Below are 20579 nucleotides of genomic sequence, written 5' to 3'. Positions count from 1 at the left end.
CATTCGTGTCGACGGTCGTGCCCTACGTCTGCACTCGTGTCGACATACGCGCCGTACGTCTGCATTCGTGTCGACGTCTGCACGGCACGGCCGCTCGCCTGTCGACCTGCGCGCGCCACCGACGTCTTCACAGCCCTTCGGCTGGCGACGTCGTCCACAGCCTCACGTCCAGCGGGCGGCGACCCGAACCACCATGAGGTGCGCTCGGCCCATGCGCCCTTCCTTCGGTGTGCGTGGACCCGTCGCCACACAGGACCTGCTGACCGAGTTGCCGCCGTCGACGGTCTACGGGAGTGGCTTCCGCCGGGTGATGCACGGAGTGCGCATAGGGGCGGAGCAGCCCGTCGATCACGGCACGCTGACTCTCGGCTACCGCCGTCGGTCCCCACGCGCCGTCTTCACCGCGCACAGCGCTGCATGGATCTGGGGCGCGAGGATCGCATCGGCGGCCGAGTCGGTCTCGGCCGGCTTCGACGGCAGTCTGCCCCGACGTCGGGACGAGGTGACGCCGCACCGGCTCAGCCCGGGCACCGAGGTCGTGCTCGCGGGTGACTACGGGCGCACCGCGAGCCCCGCGTGGACGGCGCTTGATCTGGCACGAGCACTCAACAGGCCGGACTCCGACGAGCGCCGGTCGGTCGCCGAGGTCGACGCCGTCCTTCGGTGGTCGTCCTGCACCCGGGCCGAGCTGCTCCTCCTCCTGGACGTCGTGCACAGGCTCGACGGTCTCGAACGCGCCCGCCGGGTCATCGAGCTGGTCCGGGACGGAGTGGACTCACCTCCGGAATCGGAGCTGCGCCTGATCGCCGTCGATGCCGGCCTGCCCGCTCCCGTCGTGCAGTGCCCAGTCCGCGATAGGGCGGGCAAGGTCGTCGCTCGCCTCGACCTGGGCTGGCCCGAGCTGCGCGCGGGCGCCGAGTACGACGGACTCGACCATCTCGACCGCGACCGGCAGACGGTCGACATCCGGCGCCACAACGAGCTGCGCGACCTCGGTTGGCGCGTGCTCCAGGTGAACTCGCCGATGATGAAGGGCCCTCGAGCGGCCCTCATCGGACAGTTGCAGCGCGTGGTCCTCGGGCCCGCTCCCGGCCGCCTGCTCTCCTGACGCCGAAGCACACGTCGACACCAACGCCAACGTCCGGCACTGACGTCGACAGAAACGCAGACGTCTGGCGCAGACGTCGACAGAAACGCAGACGTCTCGCGCAGACGTCGACAGAAACGCAGACGTCCGGGCCAGACGTCGACAGAAACGCAGACCTCTAGCGCAGGCGGCGCGCGGCGCCGGGGTCGGGGGCACCCACGACGTCCGGGTGGAGGACACCCGCGAGCGCCTCGACGCCGTCGACCAGACGTGGGCCGGGGCGGACCACGAGACCGTCGGCGTCCAGCGCCCACACGGCGGCGTCGCAGCCGCGGCGCGCCAGCTCGGTGACGACCGCGCCGCCCTGCTCGACGGCGCCGTCGAGGTGGTACCCGCACGGCGCGACGAGGACGACGTCGGGTCGGGCCGCGACCGCCTCGTCCCACGTCGTCGTCACCGATCGGGCACCAGGCGCGCCGAGCACCTCCTGCCCGCCCGCGGCGACCACGAGGTCGGGCACCCAGTGCCCCGCGGTGAACGGCGGGTCGACCCACTCCAGCACGGCGACGCGGGGCCGCGGCCGTCCGGCGACGGTGGCGGCGACCCGGTCGAGCCGTGCCCGGAGCGCGGCGACGAGCTCCTCCCCCGCCGGGACGACGTCGAGCGCCCTCGCGACGTCGAGGACCGAGAGGACGACGTCGTCGAGCGAGGCGGGGTCGAGCGCGACGACGTCGGCGGAGCAGCCGAGGTGGGCGAGGGCGTCGTCGACGACGTCGGAGGGCAGGGCGCACACCCGGCACAGGTCCTGCGTGAGGACGAGGTCGGGCTGCAGGCCCCGCAAGGCACCCTCCTGCAGCGTGTAGAGGTCCTCCCCCGCCGCCGCCATCGCCCGTACCCGGGCGTCGATCTCCGCGGGCGTCATGCCGCTCGTGTCGGCGCCGCCGACGACGACCGCGTTGTCCGTGCGCGCGTCGGCGGGGTGGTCGCACTCGTAGGTGACGCCCACGAGCCGGTCGGCGGCGCCGAGCGCGTACACGATCTCTGTCGCGGACGGCAGGAGCGAGACGACGCGCGACGGCTGCGGCACGCCCTCACGCTAGCCCGACCGCGCCGGCAGGACCGTCGCGGACCCCCCGCGACTCGCCTACCGTTTGACCCTCCCCGCAGGCTGGGCAGGATGGGGCGCATGACTGCTGACGGTTCCGCGCTCAGCCCCACCGACGTCGCCCTCGACACCCTGGCCGCCGTGGCCGCGGGCGCGCACCACGACCCTCACTCCGTGCTGGGCGCCCACCCCGGCCCGGACGGCACGACGGTACGGACCCTCAAGCCCTTCGCCCGCAGCGTCACCGTCCTCACACCGGGCGACGGCGCCGAACCGGTCCGCACCGAGGCGACCCACGAGCACGACGGGATCTGGGTCGCCGTCCTGCCCGGCGGACCGAGCGACTACCGCCTCGAGGTCGTCTACGACACGAACGAGGGCCGGGCCGTCCACACGGTCGACGACCCGTACCGCTTCATGCCGACCCTCGGCGAGATGGATCTCCACCTCATCGGCGAGGGCCGTCACGAGCAGCTGTGGACCGTCCTCGGGGCGCACGTCCGGCGCTTCGACGGACCGCTCGGGACGACGGAGGGGACGAGCTTCGCGGTGTGGGCCCCGAACGCCCGCGCCGTGCGGGTCGTCAGCGACTTCAACTCGTGGAACGGGCGCACGCAGGCCATGCGCTCCCTCGGCTCGTCCGGCATCTGGGAGGTGTTCGTGCCCGGCATGGTCGCCGGGGCGCGATACAAGTTCGAGATCCTCGACCGACACGGCCGCTGGCACCAGAAGGCCGACCCGATGGCGCGGCACACCGAGGTGCCCCCGGCGACGGCGAGCGTCGTGACGGACTCCGCCTACGAGTGGGGCGACGCGACGTGGCTCGCCGAGCGCGCCGAGCGCGACGTCCACAACGGGCCCATGAGCGTGTACGAGGTGCACCTCGGCAGCTGGCGGCAGGGCCTGTCGTACCGCCAGCTCGCCGAGGAGCTCGTCGGCTACGTGCAGGACCTCGGGTTCACGCACGTGGAGTTCCTCCCGGTCGCCGAGCACCCCTTCGGCGGTTCGTGGGGCTACCAGGTCACCGGCTACTACGCCCCGACGTCCCGCTTCGGCCACCCCGACGACTTCCGCTACCTCGTCGACCGGCTCCACCAGGCGAACATCGGCGTCATCGTCGACTGGGTGCCGGCGCACTTCCCCAAGGACTCGTGGGCGCTCGCCCGCTTCGACGGCGAGCCGCTGTACGAGCACCCCGACCCCCGTCGCGGCGAGCACCCGGACTGGGGGACGTACGTCTTCGACTACGGCCGCACCGAGGTCCGCAACTTCCTCGTCGCGAACGCCCTGTACTGGCTCGAGGAGTTCCACGTCGACGGCATCCGCGTCGACGCGGTCGCCTCGATGCTGTACCTCGACTACTCGCGCAAGGACGGCGAGTGGTCGCCGAACCAGTTCGGGGGCCGCGAGAACCTCGAGGCGGTCGACTTCCTCAAGGAGTTCAACGCGACGGCCTACAAGCGTGTGCCGGGCATCGTGACGATCGCGGAGGAGTCGACGGCCTACCCGGGCGTCACGCAGCCGACGCACCTGGGCGGCCTCGGCTTCGGGCTCAAGTGGAACATGGGGTGGATGCACGACTCCCTCACGTACGTGAGCAAGGAGCCGGTCCACCGCCAGTACCACCACCACCAGATGACGTTCTCGATGGTGTACGCGTTCAGCGAGAACTACGTCCTGCCCATCAGCCACGACGAGGTCGTCCACGGCAAGGGCTCGCTGCTGCGGAAGATGCCGGGAGACCGCTGGCAGCAGCTGGCGACGGTCCGCGCGTACCTCGCGTTCATGTGGGGTCACCCGGGCAAGCAGCTGCTGTTCATGGGCAGCGAGCTCGGTCAGGAGCCGGAGTGGAGCGAGTCCCGGTCGCTGGATTGGTGGCTGCTCGACACGCCGTGGCACCGCGGGCTGCACCACCTCGTCCGCAGCCTCAACCACACGTACGCCGAGAACCGCGCGCTGTGGGCGAACGACTTCGACCCGAGCGGCTTCCAGTGGCTGGAGGCCGACGACTACGGGCGGAACGTCTTCGCCTGGCTGCGGCAGGCCGACGGCGAGAAGCCGGTCGCGGTGGTCGCGAACTTCGCCGGCGGCCCCCACGAGGACTACCGGCTCGGGCTGCCCCACGCCGGGCGCTGGCGCGAGGTGCTCAACACCGACGCCGAGGAGTACGGCGGCTCGGGTGTCGGCAACCTCGGCGTGGTCGAGGCCGTCGAGGAGCCGTCGCACGGGCGCCCGGCCTCCGCCGTGCTGCGGGTGCCGCCGCTCGCGACGATCTGGCTCACGCCGGAGGACTGAGCGGGGGGCGGCGGGCCGCCCGCCCGGCGGGCTCCCTCAGAAGAGGGCGCTCGCGAGGGCGCCCCGCGCCTTCACCACGCGCGGGTCGCCCGTGCCGACCACCTCGAAGAGCTCGACGAGCCGGGTCCGCACGGCGGCGCGCTCCTCGCCGGCGGTGCGCCGCACCAGCTCGACGAGCCGGGCGAACGCGTCCTCGACGTGCCCCCCGAACAGGTCGCGATCCGCGACGGCGAGGTTCGCCTCGACGTTGCCGGGGTCGGCGGCCGCCGCCTCGGCGAGACCGGCCATGACGGCCTGCGGCACGGCGGACACCCGCTCGAACAGGTGGGCCTGGGCGAGACCCGCCGTCGCGTCGGCGTCGGCCGGGTTCTCCGCGAGCGCGCGCTCGAACGCACGGGCGGCGGCCGCGTAGTCGCCGCGCTCGAACGCCTCGGCGGCCTCGGCGTGCAGCGGCGGCAGGGGCGGCTCTGCCGCGACCTCGTCCTCCTGCGGCTCCTGCCCGGTCTCGACCCTGCCGGTGACCCCGTTCTGCTCGGCCACCCGGAGCAGCTCGTCGAGGACCTGCCGGGCCTGGGCCTCCGGGACGGCGCCGGTGAACAGGGGCACCGGCTGGCCCTTGAGCAGGGCGACGACCATCGGGATCGACTGCACCTGGAACGCCTGCGCGATGCGGGGGTTGGCGTCGACGTCGACCTTCGCCAGGAGCCAGCGACCCTCGTACTCGCGGGCGAGCTTCTCCAGCACCGGAGACAGCTGCTTGCAGGGGCCGCACCACTCGGCCCACAGGTCGACGACGACCGGGACGGTGAGGGACTGCTGGAGGACGGCCTCGAAGTCGGCCTCCGCGACGTCGACGACGACCCCGGTGGAGCCGGGCCCGGGGGTTCCGCCGGGGGCCGCTGCGCCGGTGGGCGCGCCCTGGGGGCGGGCGAGGGCCGTCAGGTCCACGGCGCCTCGGAGGTTGAGGCCGGACGGCTGGGTCATCGTGCTGGTCCTCTCGAAGGATCTCTCGGGTGCGGTCACTGCCCGCACCGCAGCGTGCCACGTCCCGCGCGGCCGCGGCGACGGACCGCGACCGGCTCAGGTCGCGGGCGCCTCGCCGACGGCGAGGAGCTCGACCGCCCCGCGCTCGGCCGGGACGAGGTGGACGAGCACCGCGACCGTCCGCACGGACAACGCACCACCGTCCTGCTCGATTCCGCCGTCCGCCGGGGGCAGCGCCCGGACCTCACCCGCCCCGGGGCGAGGCGTCGCCTGCGCGCGGGAGGTGACGGCCGTGACGGTCAGCACGTCCCCGGTCGCCGTCCGCGCCGCCAGCAGGGTCCCGGTCGGGCCACCGAGCACGTCGACCCCGTCGTCGACCGGTAGCCACGGACCGTGGGCGACGGTGACACCGCCGAGCGACCCGACGGCGGCCCGCTCCGCGGCGGCGCGCGTCTGCGTGGCCCGGACGAACCGGTCGGGGGCGAACGCCGCGGCCACCGGGCTCGTGTCGCCGGAGCCGAGGACGGACACGTACCCCGGCAGCAGCTGGGCGAGCGCGCGACGCAGGGCCGCGTCCGCCACGGCGTCCTCGTCCCCGTCCCCGTCCGGCACGTCGGTTGCGAGGGCCTCGTCCGGGACGACGTCGAGCGCGGGCGACCCCGTGCCGGCGGCGTCGAGGGCGGGGACGGTCTGCCCCGGCAGCACCGTCGCGCTGCCCCACAGCCGGTAGGGGGAGCGCGGGTCCTCGGACACGAGGACGTCGACGACCGGCAGCGTCCCGGCGCCCTCGGGCGCCGTGACGGTGGCGAACCAGCGCGGCCAGCCCTCGAGCCGCGGCGACAGGACGCTCGCCGGCTCGACGACCGCGGGCTCCTGCGGCTCGCTCGGCACCGCCGACGCCGACGCAGGAGCCGACGCAGGAGCCGACGCAGGAGCCGACGCAGGAGCCGACGCAACAGCCGACGCAGCAGCCGACGCAGCAGCCGACGCAGGAGCCGACGCAGGAGCCGACGTCCGGGCGTCTCCCTCGGGCATGGACGCGAGCGCCACGTCGAGCGCAGGTCCCGTGGCGGCGGCACGGACGGCCTCCGGGTCACCGGCGGCGACAGCGGACCGCAGCCGGGCCACCACCTCCGCGCGGACCCGCGCGGCCTGGCCCGCCGTCACGACACCCGGGGGCTCCGCCGTCGTCGCGGGCACGGGCGGCGGCTCCGCCACCGGAAGGCCCGCGCAGCCCGCGAGCCCGGCGCCCGCCAGCACGACAGCCGCCGCGAGGGCCACGGCGCGCACGCCCGCCGGGATCACCGGCGCACCCCCGCCCCTGCGCCTCGCACGGACCGCCTCCGCCGTGCGAGGCGACGGTTGAGCACCACGAGCCAGCGCAGGCCGACGGCCGCGAGGAGCGCACCGCCCGCGACGAGCGGCCAGGCACCGGGGTGCCGGGCGGGTCGGTCCCACACGACCTCGGCGGTCCCGCCGTCCCCGGCCGCGACGACGACGACGTCCGTGGGCCGGGCCCCCTCGACCCGCAGCTCGGCGCCCGGGCCCGTCGCCTCCCGCTGCCACACGTCCGCCTCCGCCGGGTCGGGCGCGCCGCCGCCGCCCGCCACGGCCTCGACGGCCGGGCGGTCGATCGCGGCCACCCCCGTGAGCCGCGTGTACGAGGCCCCACCGAGCCACGCCCGCACCTCGTCCTCGCGCCCGAGGAACACCCCGGTGCCGGCGCCCCCGCCCTCGACCGCCACGGTCACGGGCCGGCCGGTGAGGGCGAGCACGCCGGGGTCGGACACGACGAGCCCGCCGGCGGTCGGCAGCGGACCGCCCACCCGCTGCGGCGGCGCGGCGAGGGTGAGCATGACGACGCCGGCGACGACCAGGGCGAGCCCGAGTGCCACCACCGTCGTCGGGACCGCGCGAGGGACCATCGGTCGGCGAGGATAGGCGCGGGGGCGCCTCCTCCGGCGCAGGCGCGGCGTGGCGGGGCCATGACGGCCGAGCGGCGGCTCAGAAGCGCGCCGGCTCGGTGTACTCCCCCCACTCCGCGCGCAGGGCGTCGCATATCTCACCGAGGGTCGCCTCGGCCCGGCACGCCTCGAGCATGGGCGGCAGGAGGTTGGAGCCGTCCCGGGCGGCCGCCACCATGGCGTCGAGGGCCCCCCGGACACGCGCGTCGTCGCGGTCGCGGCGACGCGTGCGCAGGGCCGCGACCTGCTCCGTCTCCACCTCGTGGCCCACCCGGAGGATCTCCAGCGGACGGGTGACCGACCCGGTGTGGCAGTTGACGCCCACCACCCGCTTGTCGCCCTTCTCCAGCGCCGTCTGGTAGGCGAAGGACGCGTCGGCGATCTCGGAGAGGAACCAGCCGTCCTCGATGCCGCGCAGCACGCCGGAGGTCATGGCGCCGATCTCGTGGTGCACCCGGCCGTCGGCGTCGCGGTCGCGACCGGCCTCGCCCATCGCCTCGATCGTCGCGAAGACCCGCTCGGCCTCCGCCTCGAGCCGGTCGGTGAGCGCCTCGACGTACCAGCTGCCGCCGAGCGGGTCGGCGACGTTCGCGACGCCGGTCTCCTCGGCGAGGACCTGCTGCGTGCGCAGCGCGATCTCCGCGGCCTGCTCGCTCGGCAGCGCCAGGGTCTCGTCGAGGGCGTTGGTGTGGAGGGAGTTGGTGCCGCCGAGCACGGCGGCGAGCGCCTCGACCGCGGTCCGGACGACGTTGTTGTACGGCTGCTGGGCCGTCAGCGACACCCCGGCGGTCTGCGTGTGGAACCGCAGCCACTGCGCCCGCTCCGTCGTGGCGCCGTAGCGGTCCCGGAGCCACCGCGCCCAGATGCGGCGGGCGGCGCGGAACTTCGCGACCTCCTCGAAGAGGTCGATGTGGGCGTCGAAGAAGAACGACAGACCGGGCGCGAACACGTCGACGTCGAGCCCCCGCGACAGGCCGAGCTCGACGTAGGCGAAGCCGTCGGCGAGCGTGAACGCCAGCTCCTGCGCCGCCGTGGAGCCCGCCTCGCGGATGTGGTAGCCGGAGACGCTCACGGGCTTGAAGCGGGGCACCTCCGCCGCGCAGTGCTCGAGGAGGTCCCCGATGAGGCGCAGGTGCGGCTCGGGGGCGAACAGCCACTCCTTCTGCGCGATGTACTCCTTGAAGATGTCGGTCTGCAGGGTCCCGTCGAGCACGCGGGTGTCGACGCCCTGGCGCTCCGCCGCGACGAGGTACATGCAGAACACGGGGACGGCCGGGCCCGAGATCGTCATGGACGTCGTGACCTCGTCGAGCGGGATGCCGGCGAACAGCACCTCCATGTCGGCCGCGGAGTCGACCGCCACGCCGCAGTGCCCGACCTCGCCGACGCTGCGGGCGTCGTCGGAGTCACGCCCCATGAGGGTCGGCATGTCGAAGGCGACACTGAGCCCGCCCCCGCCGTGGCGCAGGATCATCTTGTAGCGCTCGTTCGACTGCTCGGCGTTGCCGAAGCCGGCGAACTGCCGGATGGTCCACGCGCGTCCCCGGTAGCCCGTGGGGTAGAGCCCCCGGGTGAACGGGAACTCCCCCGGCCACCCGATGCGCGGGTCGACCTCGTCCCCCGGCGGTCCGTAGACGGGGTCGACCTCGACGCCCGACAGCGTCGTGAAGTCGGCCTCGCGGACCTTGCCGGCCTGCTCGGCCTGCTCGTACCTGGCCTGCCACCGTGCGCGCGCGTCCATGTGCCCTCCTGCCGACCGCGATGTCGTCCCCGCCAGCGTACGGAACCGCGGAGCGGGCCGGTGCGTCCCATCCCCAGCAGACCCTGGAGGCCACCGTGGACGAGCACACCGCCACCCCCCGCACCGCACGCCGCCGCCGTGGTGCCCGCCTCGCCGCGGGTCTCACCGCGGCCCTGGCGGTCGCGGCGGGCGTCGCCGTCGTCGACGTCGCCCGTGCGCCCGAGGCGGCGGCGGCCGGCCTCGAACCGTTCGGCTCGTGCGAGGAGCTCCTCGGCTGGTACCGCGACACGGCCCTCGCCCACACGGGTCCGTACGGGCTCGGCGGTCCGGGCGACGACTCCGTGGGCGGCGGGGTGGCCGTCATGGAGGACAGCGCGGCCGCGGCGCCGGCCGCCGACGGCGCGGCTCGGACCGGGGACGCCGTCGGGACCTCGGGCACAGGGACCAACGTGCAGGAGGAGGGGGTCGACGAGCCGGCACCGCTCAAGCTGCTCGGCAGCGGGTCGGACCTCGCCGTGACGGTGGTCGGTGAGGAGCTCGTCGTCGTCGACACGGCGGCGGGTGCGGTCGTCGGCCGCGTGCGGCTCGCGCCGGCCGCCGACCCGGCGTCGCACGGCGGGACAGGCGCAGGCGGGACCGGCGGGCTGGACGACGCCGCTTCGGACATGGTCTTCCCGGCGCCCGGACGGTGGTTCGGGGACCTCCTCGTCGTCGGCGACCACGTCGTCGTGCTCGGCTCAGCGTCGCTGCCGGTCCCCGTGGAGGACGGTCCTGCGACGGGCGGCGTGGCGGGCGGCGCGAGCGTCGATCTCATGCCATGGCCGGGGTCGGTGACGACGACCGCGACGGTCGTCGACGTCGCCGACCCCCGCTCACCCCGGGTGGTCGACACCGTGGAGGTCGAGGGCTCGACCGTGTCCGCCCGCGCCGCCGACGGCGTCGTCCGGCTCGTCGTGACGAGCACGCCCGTGCTGCGCACCACGGACCCGTGGACCGTCGCGCAGGACCCCGACGCGCCGGCGGCCGCCCGCGCCACCGGCCCGGACGGCTCGGTGCCCCCCGAGGCCGAGGCGGAGGCCGAGCGACGCAACCGCGCGATCGTCGAGACCGCGGACCTCTCGACGTGGCTGCCCGACCTCGTCGAGCGCGGCGACGACGGCACGGCCGCGCTCAGCCCGCTGCCGTGCGACGCCGTGCACCACCCGTCCGGTGACGCCGGCCTCGGCACCGTCGCGGTCCTCACGCTCGACCCCGCGGCCGAGGACCCGCTGAGCGCGACGACGGCCGTGAGCGCCGACGGCTCCTACGTCTACGCCTCGACCGACCGGCTGTACGTCGCGACGACGCGCGGCGGGTGGCTGTGGGGCGGGCCCGTCCCGTTCGGCGTCGCCGTCGACGACACGGAGACGGCGGCACCGCGCGTCACGACGGAGCTCCACGGCTTCGACACCTCCGAGCGCGGGGACGTCACGTACCTCGGCTCGGGCGAGGTCGACGGGTGGCTGCTCGGGCAGTGGGCCATGGACGCCCACGAGGGCCGGCTCCGGGTCGGCACGACGCTCGACGGCGGCGAGGCGGGCACCTCCTCGAGCGTCGTCGTCCTCGAGGAGGACGGCACCCGCCTGGTCGAGGTCGGCCGGGTCGACGGCCTCGGCCCCGGCGAGCAGATCCGGTCCCTGCGCTGGTTCGACGACCTCGCCGTCGTCGTCACCTTCCGCCAGACCGACCCGCTCTACACCGTCGACCTCGCCGACCCCACCGACCCGCGGGTCCTCGGGGAGCTGAAGGTGACGGGCTACTCCGGCTACCTCCACCCCGTCGGCGACGGGCTCCTCCTCGGGGTCGGCCAGGAGGGCGACGCCGAGGGCGTGCTCTCGGGCGCAAAGGCGGAGACCTACGACGTCCGCGACCTCGCCGACCCGACCGACGTCGACCGGCTGGTGTGGCCGGACGCGACGAGCTCCGTCGAGCAGGACAGCCGCCGCTTCGCCTACCTGCCCGACCTCCGGACGGCGCTGGTGCCGCTGGACCGGACGAGCGCGGTCGGCTGGTCGAGCGGCCTCGTCGCCGTCCGCGTCGCCACCGACGGCACCCTCGCGGAGACCGGCGAGTGGGTGCTGGGACAGGACGGCTGGGTGCACGGGCTCGCGAGCAGCGGGGACCGTGTCGTCGTGTCGGGCGAGCGCTGGCCGGGAGCGGACGAGGGTCGTCCGGTCGAGGGACCCGAGCGGACGCTCACGGTCCTCGACGCGGTGTCGCTCACCCCGCTCGTCGAGGTCGTCCTCTGACGGTCGCGACGCGCCCGGCCTCGCACCGCCGGGTCACGCGAGGAGCGTCCGACCCGGGTCACGGGTGCGCCACAGCTGGACCGGCACGGCCGCGAGCATGACGACGACGGCGAACCACGCGGCGGCCGTGACGACGGGCGCGGGGTCCGCGGCGGCGACGCCGGCCGCCCCCCACGCGGCGGCACCGACGAACGGCAGCGTCCCCGACCGCAGCCGCAGGCCGACGTCCAGGACGACCGCCGCGGCGGCCACGAGAGCGACGATGCCCGCGCCCCGGGCGAGGGCGCCCTCCTGCGGCGCGCCCAGGTAGACGCCGGAGATGGCGGTGTTCGCGACCGTCGCGAACGTCACCCAGCCGAGCAGCAGGGGGGCGACGACCCCCGGCAGCAGCCGGTCGAGGCCGTGCGGAGGAGGTGCCTGCAGCCGCGCCGCAGCCACGGCGGCCGTCACGACGACGACGACGATGAGCACCTGCGCGACGAGGACGGCGGTGCCGTCCTGCGGGAACACGAGCTCCCACGCCGTGTTGGCGGCGAAGGCCGCCGCCAGCCACCAGCCCGTGCGGCGGTGGACGTCGCGCGGCAGCTGCGCGGGCAGGGTCTGGTACACCGCCCACGCGGCGCACGCGGTGAAGATGAGCCCCCAGACGGCGAACGCGTACCCGGCCGGCGTCACGACGGTCGCGTAGCGGTCGGAGACGTCCGCGACGGACGTGCCTCCCGCCAGCGCGGTCCCGAGCGGGCTGCCGGCCACCTGCGCGACCGCGGTGACGACGACGGCCACAGCACGGGCGAGGTCCCCGGTCGTCCGCCTGGGCGGCGCGTCCGCCGGTCCGGCGGGTACGTCGGGCGTGGCGGCGAGGTCGGCGGCAGGCTCGGTCATGGCGGGCATCCTCCCCCGCCGGACGGGTGGCCGCGCGCGGGTACCGGGCGAGCACGCTGTGCTCCGGGGCGGTCACGCCCTAGCGTGATCACGTGCCGCAGGGACCTGCACAGGGTGAGCCGGTGCGCCGGGGAGGGGTCCCCGGCGCGGAGGCCGGGCCGCTCGGCGTGCTCGCGGAGGTGTGGGAGGAGGTCGACTTCGGGCTCGTCGTGCTCGGTCACGACTGGCGGTACCGCTACGTCAACCCCCACGGCGCCCGGAGCCTCGGCCTGACGCCCGCCGACCTCCTCGGGCGCGACTACCGCGAGGTGTGGCCGGACTCGATCGGCGGGCGCTTCGAGCAGGCGTACTCCCGGGTCCTCGCCACCGGCGAGGCCGAGGTCGTCGACGACTACTGGGAACCGTGGGACCGGTGGTTCCGCAGCCGCATCCTCCCGTGCGAGGTCGGCATCATGATCCTCTTCGTCGACGTGACGGAGGAACGGCGGCACGCGAGCTCCGACCTGCGCAGCGTCGAGGTCCTCACCCAGCTCGTGAGCCGGGCGCCGGCGGGCGTCGCGGTGAAGGACGACCACGGCCGCTACCTCTTCGCCAACGACGCCGCCGCCGCGCAGGCCGGGCTCCCGGTGTCCGCGCTGCTCGGGCGCACCGCGGCCGAGGTGTTCCCCGGCCCGGTGGGCCGGCAGAAGCACGAGGCCGCGCTGCAGGTGGCCGTCCGACAGGTGCCGGTGACGACGGAGGAGGAGGTCGTCACCGGCGACGGCACGCGCCGCAGCTACCTCGCCAACCGCTTCCCCGTCTACGGCCGCGACGGACTGCTCGTCGGGGTCGCGGCCATCCACACCGACATCAGCGAGCAGAAGCGGGCCGAGGCCGAGCTCGCGGCGAGCCGGCAGCTGTACCGCGACATGTTCGCGGCCACCACGCTCGGTCAGGCGCTGCTCGACGAGCCCACGCACCGGGTGGTGGAGTGCAACGACGCGTTCGCCCAGATGCTCGGGCTGTCACCCGAGCGTGTCCTCGCCGCCGACACCCGCGACCTCGTCGCGGACCTGCCCGGCTGGCTCGAGGGGATCCGGTCCGCCGTGTCCCAGGGCCGGACGGCGTTCGAGATCGACGGGGAGCTCCGGCGCCCCGACGGGCAGCGCGTCCCGGTCGTCGCGAGCTTCACGATCCTGCGCGGCGGACGCACGGCAGCCGTGATCCTCCGGGACATGACCGCGCTCCGGGCGCTGCAGGAACGCCTCGTCGACGCCGAGCGGCTCGAGGCGGTGGGGTCCGTCGCGGGCGGGGTGGCCCACGACGTCAACAACGTCCTCGCCGCGGTGACGGGGTACGCCGACCTCCTCGAGACGCACGTCGCCACGGACGGGACGGCGGTGCGGCACCTCCACGGCATCCACCGGGCGGTCGCCAGGGCCGGGGACCTCGTCGACCGGCTCCTCGCCTTCGCCCGCCGCCAGGAGCTCGAGGCCACCGAGTTCGACCTCGCCGCAGCGGTCCACGACCTGAGCGACCTATGCCGACGGCTGCTGCCCCACGACGTCCGCCTCGTCGTCGCCGCCCTGCCCGCCCTCCCGGTGCGGGCGGACCAGACGCAGGTGCAGCAGGTCCTCCTCAACCTCGTGCTCAACGCACGCGACGCGCTCCCCGCCGGCGGGACGGTCGCCGTCGCGGCCGAGGTGCGGGAGGTGGGCCGCGACGACCTGCGGCTGCCCCCGGGCCGCTACGCCGCCCTGGAGGTGCGTGACGACGGGACGGGCATGGACGAGCAGACGGCGCGCCGCTGCTTCGAACCGTTCTTCACCACGCGCGAGCGCAGCGGGGGCCACGGGCTGGGGCTGTCCACCGCCATCGGCATCGCCCGGCAGAGCGGAGGGGACCTGCGGGTGACGAGCGAGCGCGGCGTCGGCACGGCCTTCACGCTCCTCGTTCCCCTGGTCTCGGTCCAGCAGCGGGCCGGCGGGGGGGAGGTGACCACGGGTGGTCCGGGTCGCAGCCCGGGCACCGCGTCGACCCGCGCGGCCGGCGCCGTGGTCCGCACGCTCGTCGTCGACGACGACCCCGACGTGCTCGAGGTCGTCGCCGAGACGCTGCGCGCCGCGGGGCACGACGTCGTCACCGCCGCGGGCGCCGACGACGCCCTCCTGCTTGCACGCTCCCTCGGTCCCTCGCTCGACCTCGTCGTGTCCGACCTCCACATGCCCCCCTCCGACGGGCACGCGCTGCGCCGCTCGCTCGCGGCAGAGCTGCCCGCGCTGCCCGTGCTGCTGGTGTCCGGCCGCCCCGACCTGCTCGAGGACCTCGACGGGCCGGTCCTCGCCAAGCCGTTCCGGCCCGGCGAGCTCGTCGCCGCCTGCGAAGAGCTGCTGCGCCGATGAGGCTCCTGCTCGTGGAGGACGACCCGGACCTGGGGCCGCTGCTGCTCGCGCGCCTCCAGGAGGAGGGCCACGTCGCCGACCTCGTCGCCGACGGCGAGGAGGCGCTGTGGCTCGCCGGGGAGCAGGACTACGACGTCGTCGTGCTCGACGTCGACCTGCCGGGGCGGGACGGCATCGACGTCTGCCGAACCCTCCGCGCGGGCGGCGACCACACGCCCGTCCTCATGCTGACCGGCCGCGGCGCGCTGGCGCACCGTGTCGAGGGCCTCGACGCCGGCGCCGACGACTACCTGCCCAAGCCGTTCCACCTCGCCGAGCTCGAGGCCCGGCTGCGCGCCCTCGGTCGGCGCGCCGACCGCGCGGTGCAGCTGCGGTACGAGGTCGCGGACGTCGTGGTGGACCCGACCGCGCGGACGGTGACGCGGCAGGGCGGTGACGTGCCGCTCGCGGGCCGCGAGTACGCCCTCGTCGAGCTGCTCGCCCGCCACGGGGGCCGCGTCGTCTCGCGCGACACCATCGCGGCCACCCTGTGGGACTTCGCGAGCGACGTCACGGACAACGCCCTCGACGTCCTCGTCTCGGGGGTGCGCGGCAAGCTCGACCGCCCCTTCGACACGTCGGTCCTGCGCACGGTCCGGGGCGTCGGCTACCGCCTGGGCTGACGTCGCCGGCCGACGTGTCGCGACCCCCCCGGCGTCACCCGTTCGGCGCAGCGCCTCAGGTTCCCGACAGGTCGTGGGGACACAGTCACCGGCGTGGACCTCGACGTCGTCTCGTGCGCGTGCCGCCCGCGGCTCGTCGTCGTGCACCCGGACGCCCACGTCCGCGCGCTCGTGCGTCACGCCACGCCCCCGCTGCTGCTGCCGCTCGGCCTCGCGCGCGGCTCCCACCTCCTCACGTGGCTCGCGTCCGGGTCCGGGACGACCCGGCTCGTCGTCGCCCTCGACCCGGCGCGCACCCCCGCGGGCCCGCTGCGCGAGCGCCTCCCCCGGACGATCTCGACGCACCTGCTGAGCATCAGCGACCTCCGCCTCGACGAGCCGGACCCCGCGGTCGACTCCACGCTCCCCCGCCGCCGGCTGACCCGTACGTCGCTGGCCCGGCACCTGCGCGGCCTCGGCCTCGACGGCTCGACGTGCGTGTGCCCACCGGCCACGGTGACCCGCCCGACGGCGGTGACGGCGTGAGCCGGCGACAGGCCCTCGTCCCCCTCCACCCCGCGGAGTCGGCCCGCGTCGCCGGCGTCCGTGCGACGCGGGCGGTCGTGGGCGCCGAGGACACGGTCCTCGACGCGCTCACGTCGCTGGCGGCGCGGACCACGGGTGCCGGCGGGGCGATGGTGACCCTCGTCGACGAGTCGACCGTCCGGGTCGTCGCCGCCACCGGGACCGGTCGCGAGCCCCTGCAGCGGGAGGACGCGATGTGCGCGTGGGCGGTCGCCCACGACGCCCCCCTCCACCTCGCCGACCTCACGTGCGACGAGCGGTTCGCCGACGGTCCCGTGGTCGCCGCCGGCGTGCGGTCGTACCACGGCATCCCCCTCCACGGCCCGGGGGGACTGCCCCTCGGGGCCCTCTGCGTCGTCGACGCGGGGGTCCTCCAGCTCTCCGACGACCTCCGGGACGCCCTCGGCGAGCTCGCGACCGTCGCGGAGTCCCACCTCGTCCGGCTCCACGCCGACCTGCCCGGCACCCCGGCCGTCGTCCCAGCGCGCCCCGCTCCCGCGGCGGAACCGGCCGCCGACGGACGGACGCACGACCTGGCCGGGGTCCTCGACGTGGCCGACGGGCTCGCGTCGGGCCAGTTCGTGCCGTACTACCAGCCCATCGTCTCGCTCGACGACGGCGCGCTCGTCGGGGTGGAGGCGCTCGTCCGGTGGGAGCACCCCGACCTCGGCCTGCTCCCCCCCGCCGCCTTCCTCCCGCAGGCGGAGGCCGACCACGTGGTCCTCGCGCTCGACGCCCTCGTCCTCGAGGAGGCGTGCAGCCAGGTGGCGCACTGGCGGCGCACGCGCCCCGACGCCGCCGACCTCGAGCTGTCGGTCAACGTCTCGGGGCACCACCTCGCCCGCGGCTGCCTCGCCGAGCTCGTCGCCGACGCCCTCGACCGCAGCGGCCTGCCCGCCGGCGCCCTCACCCTCGAGCTGACCGAGACCGTGCTCCTGCAGTCCGGGGACGAGTGGACCCTCGCACAGCTCGACGAGCTGCGGGCGCTCGGCGTCGGCCTCGCCCTCGACGACTTCGGCACCGCGTACTCGACGCTCAGCTACCTGCAGAGCTTCCCCGTCACCCGCCTGAAGATCGACCGGAGCTTCGTCCGGGGCCTCGGCGTCGACCGCCGGGACGCCCTGCTCGTCGAGTCGGTCGTGGGGCTCGCGCGTGGCCTCGGGCTCGACGTCGTCGGGGAGGGCGTGGAGACCCCGCGTCAGGCGGGGGTGCTGCGGGGACTCGGCTGCGACAAGGCGCAGGGCTACCACTTCCAGCGCCCCGTCGGCGCCGAGCAGCTCGAGGGGTCCGGCCGGCTCGGCCCGGTCCTCGACGGCGGCGCGGTGGCGCCCATCGACTTCGGCGACGACGCCCCGGCCCTGCCGAGCCTGTTCGGCGAGGCCGCAGGGCCCTTCCTCGGCAGCCGGGAGGCAGCCGCCTGCTAGACCGGGTCGCGGCCGGTCGTCCCCTTGCCCACCGGCCGCGACCCCGTCCCCCTCACCCGGCCGCAGCGCGACCGATCGCCGCCTCGAGCCGCTCGACCTTGCCGTCGAGCTCGCCGCTGCGGCCCGGCCGGACGTCCGCCTTGAGGACGAGCGACACCCGCGGCGCCGTCGCCGCGAGCGTGTCGACGCAGCGTCGGACGACGTCCATGCACTCGTCCCACTCGCCCTCCAGGGTCGTGAACATGGCGTCGGTGCGGTTGGGCAGGCCGGAGGCGCGGACCAGGCGCACGCACTCGGCGACGGCCTCGGACACGGAGCCGTCCGGGGCGGCGGTGGACGGGGCGAGGGAGAAGGCGACGAGCACGCGCCGAGGCTAGCCCTCGACCTCCGCGACGAGCCGGTCGGCGGCGGTGAAGGCGTCGAGGCGGCCGGCCGCGACCTCACCGGCGACGTCGTCGAGCAGCCCGCCCTCGCCGGGCTGGCCGAAGGTCCGGCGGAGCCGGGCCAGGGCGATGGCGCTGACCTCGGCCGCGGCGCGGCGCAGCCGCCGGGGGACGACCGCGTCGTGCTCGCGCGCCCACCGCTGGTGCGCCCGGACCGCGTCGACGAGCTCGGCGACGTCGCCGCCCGCGGCGACGCTCCGCACGACGCTCGGCCGCCAGTCCCCCGGCGCCCGGCCGTCCGCGCCGAGCGCGACCGACTGCCGGAGCTCCCGGACGGTCGCGTCGGCGCCGTCCCGGTCGGCCTTGTTGACGCACAGCACGTCGGCGACCTCGAGGATGCCGGCCTTGGCCGCCTGGACCCCGTCGCCCATCCCCGGGGCGAGCAGCACGACCGTGGTGTCGGCGAGGCCCGCGACCTCGACCTCGCTCTGCCCCACCCCGACGGTCTCGACGACGACGACGTCGACCCCGGCCGCCTCGAGCACACGGACCGCCTGGGGCGTCGCGGCCGCGAGGCCACCGAGGTGGCCTCGCGAGGCCATCGAGCGCACGTACACCCCGGGGTCGAGGGCGTGGACGCCCATGCGGACGCGGTCGCCGAGGAGCGCACCGCCCGAGAAGGGCGAGGAGGGGTCGACCGCGAGGACGCCGACCCGCGCGCCCTCCTCGCGCAGCGCGGTGACGAGCGCGGCGACGGTCGTCGACTTCCCCACGCCGGGGGACCCGGTCACCCCGACGACCCACGCCTGGTCACCCGAGCCGTCGGCGAGGGCGGCCACGACCTCGCGCAGCTGCGGGCCGCCGTCGGAGACGACCGACACCAGGCGCGCGACCGCGCGGTGCGACCCCTCCCGGGCGGCCGCGAGCTCGGCGGGGACGTCGAGTCGACGGCTCCGCCGGGAACGTGCCGGCATCAGGCCCGCGGGACGTGGAGGAGCAGGGCGTCGCCCTGCCCGCCACCGCCGCACAGGGCCGCGGCCCCGACCCCGCCGCCGGTGCGCCGCAGCTCGAGGGCGAGCGTGAGGAGCAGCCGCGCCCCCGACATGCCGATCGGGTGGCCGAGGGCGATGGCGCCGCCGTTGACGTTGACCCGGGCGTCGGCGACCTCGTCCGGCAGGCCGAGGTCCGCCACGGACGCGAGCCCGACGACGGCGAACGCCTCGTTGATCTCGTAGCGGTCGAGCGCGGCGGCGTCGACGCCGGCGCGGGCGCACGCGGCCCGGATCGCGGCCGACGGCTGGGTCTGGAGGGTGGAGTCCGGGCCCGCGACGCTGCCGCTCTCCCCTACCTCCGCCAGCCACGGCAGCCCGCGCTCCTCGACCAGCTCCTTGCGGGCGACGACGAGCGCGGCGGCGCCGTCGGAGATCTGCGACGCGGAGCCGGCCGTCACGGTGCCGTCGGCACGGAACGCCGGGCGGAGCCGGGCGAGGGACTCCACGGTCGTGTCGGGCCGGACGCCCTCGTCCTCGGTGACGACGAGCGGGTCGCCCTTGCGCTGCGGCACCGCGACCGCCACCACCTCGTCGGCGAAGCGGCCGTCCTTCCACGCCGCCGCGGCGCGCTGGTGCGAGCGGGCGGCGAAGGCGTCCTGCTGCTCCCGGGTGAACGTCGCGCGGCCGGCGTGCTCCGTCGTCCCGGGGGTGTTGGCCGCGTCGGTGAGCCCGCCCATCGCCTGGGCGGTGAAGGTGTCGCGCAGCCCGTCGTACGCCATGTGGTCGAGGAGGGCGACGTCGCCGAAGGTGTGGCCGCGTCGGCTGCCCGGCAGCAGGTGGGGCGCCTGCGACATCGACTCCGTGCCGCCGGCGACGACGACGTCGGCGAGGCCCGCGCGGATCATGAGGTCGGCGACGACGACCGCGTGCAGCCCGGACAGGCACACCTTGTTGACGGCCGTCGCGGGGACGGTCATCGGCAGCCCCCCGGCGACGGCCGCCTGCCGGGCCGGCGACTGCCCCACCCCGGCCTGGAGCACCTGCCCCATGACGACGTGGTCGACCTCGTCGGGAGCGATGCCGGACCGCTCGACGGCCCCGCGGATCGCCGCGCCCGCGAGCTGCGGGGCGGTGAGGGAGGAGAGGGATCCCTGGAGGCGCCCCATCGGGGTGCGGGCGCCGGCGACGATGACGGAGGCCATGGCCCCCACGCTAGCCCTCGGGCGCGGGTTACCGTGACGGGCGTGGGAGCAGCGGAGGACACGGGCCACGACGGCGCGGCGACGGCCGCGGGGGGCGCGCTCGCGGGGCTCCCGGGCGTGCTCGGCGTCGACCACGTCGGGGTCGCGGTGGCGGACCTCGACGAGGCGCTGCGCTGGTACGCCGACGTCCTCGGCCTCGTGTGCACGCACCGGGAGCGCAACGACGAGCAGCAGGTCGACGAGGCGATGGTCGCGGCGCCCGACGCCGGCCGCGGGGCCACCCTGGTGCAGCTGCTCGCGCCGACGTCCCCGACGTCGCCGATCGCCCGCTTCCTCGACCGCAGCGGTCCCGGCCTGCAGCAGCTGGCCGTGCGGGTCGTCGACGTCGAGGCGGCCGCCGCCCACCTGCGGGGTCGGGGGGTGCGGGTGCTGTCGGACACGCCTCGTCGGGGCACCGGGGGCAGCCGGGTCGTGTTCGCCCACCCCAAGGACTGCGGCGGGGTCCTCGTGGAGCTCGTCGAGCCCGTCGGGGCGCTGCCGTGACGCCGGTGGCACCGGCACGACCGCGCGTCCGGGGGATGCCGCCGACGGGGTGCGCCCGACTACCCTCGGGTGCAGCCCCGTC

Annotated in this window: 16 protein-coding genes and 1 pseudogene; 8 read left to right on the top strand and 9 right to left on the bottom strand. The window is 75.8% G+C overall.

The window, feature by feature from the left end; all coding sequences use genetic code 11:
- Positions 1-211: 211 nt before the first annotated feature.
- The gene (locus WAB14_RS05375) at positions 212-1108 is read left to right on the top strand and encodes a hypothetical protein (RefSeq protein WP_340268122.1); all 897 of its coding nucleotides are present in this window, start codon (positions 212-214) and stop codon (positions 1106-1108) included.
- A gap of 157 nt (positions 1109-1265) precedes the next feature.
- On the opposite strand, the gene WAB14_RS05370 is transcribed toward WAB14_RS05375, so the two are convergent.
- On the bottom strand, positions 1266-2174 hold the full coding sequence (locus WAB14_RS05370) for an ABC transporter substrate-binding protein (protein WP_340268120.1): 909 nt from the start codon (positions 2172-2174) through the stop codon (positions 1266-1268).
- A 99-nt stretch (positions 2175-2273) separates the two neighbouring features.
- Here WAB14_RS05370 and glgB point away from each other — a divergent pair.
- Positions 2274-4487, top strand: a pseudogene (gene glgB / locus WAB14_RS05365) (1,4-alpha-glucan branching protein GlgB); the annotation flags it as partial.
- Positions 4488-4523: 36 nt separating this feature from the next.
- Here glgB and WAB14_RS05360 read toward each other — a convergent pair.
- The 4 genes from WAB14_RS05360 to WAB14_RS05345 form a co-directional block, all read right to left on the bottom strand.
- Positions 4524-5471 (bottom strand): tetratricopeptide repeat protein, encoded by a 948-nt coding sequence (locus tag WAB14_RS05360; protein WP_340268118.1) that lies wholly within the window; start codon positions 5469-5471, stop codon positions 4524-4526.
- Positions 5472-5567: 96 nt separating this feature from the next.
- The gene (locus WAB14_RS05355; RefSeq protein ID WP_340268116.1) at positions 5568-6776 is read right to left on the bottom strand and encodes a hypothetical protein; all 1209 of its coding nucleotides are present in this window, start codon (positions 6774-6776) and stop codon (positions 5568-5570) included.
- A complete protein-coding gene (locus WAB14_RS05350; RefSeq protein ID WP_340268114.1) occupies positions 6773-7396 on the bottom strand; it encodes a hypothetical protein in 624 nt (207 codons plus the stop codon). The genes WAB14_RS05355 and WAB14_RS05350 overlap by 4 nt, the downstream gene beginning before the upstream one ends.
- 79 nt (positions 7397-7475) lie before the next feature.
- Positions 7476-9176, bottom strand: a complete 1701-nt coding sequence (locus WAB14_RS05345) for a coenzyme B12-dependent isobutyryl-CoA mutase large subunit (RefSeq protein WP_340268112.1) — start codon at positions 9174-9176, stop codon at positions 7476-7478.
- Between the two features lie 95 nt (positions 9177-9271).
- Between WAB14_RS05345 and WAB14_RS05340 the strand changes: the two genes are divergently transcribed.
- Positions 9272-11464, top strand: coding sequence for a beta-propeller domain-containing protein (locus WAB14_RS05340; protein ID WP_340268110.1), 2193 nt, complete (start codon positions 9272-9274; stop codon positions 11462-11464).
- Positions 11465-11497: 33 nt separating this feature from the next.
- Here the strand turns inward: WAB14_RS05340 and WAB14_RS05335 are convergent, their stop codons facing one another.
- Positions 11498-12346 (bottom strand): hypothetical protein, encoded by an 849-nt coding sequence (locus WAB14_RS05335; RefSeq protein WP_340268108.1) that lies wholly within the window; start codon positions 12344-12346, stop codon positions 11498-11500.
- Positions 12347-12468: 122 nt separating this feature from the next.
- Here WAB14_RS05335 and WAB14_RS05330 point away from each other — a divergent pair, with 122 nt between their 5' ends.
- From WAB14_RS05330 to WAB14_RS05315, 4 genes are all read left to right on the top strand, one after another.
- Positions 12469-14727: a PAS domain-containing protein gene (locus tag WAB14_RS05330; RefSeq protein WP_340268106.1), complete on the top strand. Its 2259-nt coding sequence runs from the start codon at positions 12469-12471 to the stop codon at positions 14725-14727.
- Positions 14724-15389, top strand: a complete 666-nt coding sequence (locus WAB14_RS05325; RefSeq protein ID WP_340268104.1) for a response regulator transcription factor — start codon at positions 14724-14726, stop codon at positions 15387-15389. Before WAB14_RS05330 ends, WAB14_RS05325 begins: the two co-directional genes overlap by 4 nt.
- 93 nt (positions 15390-15482) lie before the next feature.
- Entirely contained in the window at positions 15483-15914 is a 432-nt protein-coding gene (locus WAB14_RS05320) for a hypothetical protein (RefSeq protein WP_340268102.1), read from the top strand.
- On the top strand, positions 15911-17377 hold the full coding sequence (locus WAB14_RS05315; RefSeq protein WP_340268100.1) for a sensor domain-containing phosphodiesterase: 1467 nt from the start codon (positions 15911-15913) through the stop codon (positions 17375-17377). The genes WAB14_RS05320 and WAB14_RS05315 overlap by 4 nt, the downstream gene beginning before the upstream one ends.
- A gap of 52 nt (positions 17378-17429) precedes the next feature.
- On the opposite strand, the gene WAB14_RS05310 is transcribed toward WAB14_RS05315, so the two are convergent.
- The 3 genes from WAB14_RS05310 to WAB14_RS05300 are packed head-to-tail and all read right to left on the bottom strand — an operon-like array spanning position 17430 to position 19954.
- A complete protein-coding gene (locus tag WAB14_RS05310) occupies positions 17430-17741 on the bottom strand; it encodes a thiamine-binding protein (protein WP_340268098.1) in 312 nt (103 codons plus the stop codon).
- 9 nt (positions 17742-17750) lie between these two features.
- Entirely contained in the window at positions 17751-18734 is a 984-nt protein-coding gene (meaB, locus tag WAB14_RS05305; protein WP_340268096.1) for a methylmalonyl Co-A mutase-associated GTPase MeaB, read from the bottom strand.
- Positions 18734-19954, bottom strand: coding sequence for an acetyl-CoA C-acyltransferase (locus WAB14_RS05300; protein ID WP_340268094.1), 1221 nt, complete (start codon positions 19952-19954; stop codon positions 18734-18736). Before WAB14_RS05300 ends, meaB begins: the two co-directional genes overlap by 1 nt.
- Before the next feature lie 42 nt (positions 19955-19996).
- Between WAB14_RS05300 and mce the strand changes: the two genes are divergently transcribed.
- Positions 19997-20497, top strand: a complete 501-nt coding sequence (mce, locus tag WAB14_RS05295; protein ID WP_377002439.1) for a methylmalonyl-CoA epimerase — start codon at positions 19997-19999, stop codon at positions 20495-20497.
- Positions 20498-20579 lie beyond the last annotated feature (82 nt).

The sequence above is a fragment of the Aquipuribacter nitratireducens genome, assembly GCF_037860835.1.
GTDB lineage: Bacteria > Actinomycetota > Actinomycetes > Actinomycetales > JBBAYJ01 > Aquipuribacter > Aquipuribacter nitratireducens.
Note: the sequence above shows the minus strand (reverse complement) of the source record. Positions and strands in the feature narration are given on the sequence as shown.

Bases quoted from the DNA above. Each gene is read 5' to 3' on its own strand.
- WAB14_RS05325 (WP_340268104.1), top strand. From the start codon at position 14,724: ATGAGGCTCCTGCTCGTGGAGGACGACCCGGACCTGGGGCCGCTGCTG.
- WAB14_RS05335 (WP_340268108.1), bottom strand. From the start codon at position 12,346: ATGACCGAGCCTGCCGCCGACCTCGCCGCCACGCCCGACGTACCCGCC.
- WAB14_RS05345 (WP_340268112.1), bottom strand. From the start codon at position 9,176: ATGGACGCGCGCGCACGGTGGCAGGCCAGGTACGAGCAGGCCGAGCAG.
- WAB14_RS05375 (WP_340268122.1), top strand. From the start codon at position 212: ATGCGCCCTTCCTTCGGTGTGCGTGGACCCGTCGCCACACAGGACCTG.
- WAB14_RS05360 (WP_340268118.1), bottom strand. From the start codon at position 5,471: ATGACCCAGCCGTCCGGCCTCAACCTCCGAGGCGCCGTGGACCTGACG.
- meaB (WP_340268096.1), bottom strand. From the start codon at position 18,734: ATGCCGGCACGTTCCCGGCGGAGCCGTCGACTCGACGTCCCCGCCGAG.
- WAB14_RS05300 (WP_340268094.1), bottom strand. From the start codon at position 19,954: ATGGCCTCCGTCATCGTCGCCGGCGCCCGCACCCCGATGGGGCGCCTC.
- WAB14_RS05350 (WP_340268114.1), bottom strand. From the start codon at position 7,396: ATGGTCCCTCGCGCGGTCCCGACGACGGTGGTGGCACTCGGGCTCGCC.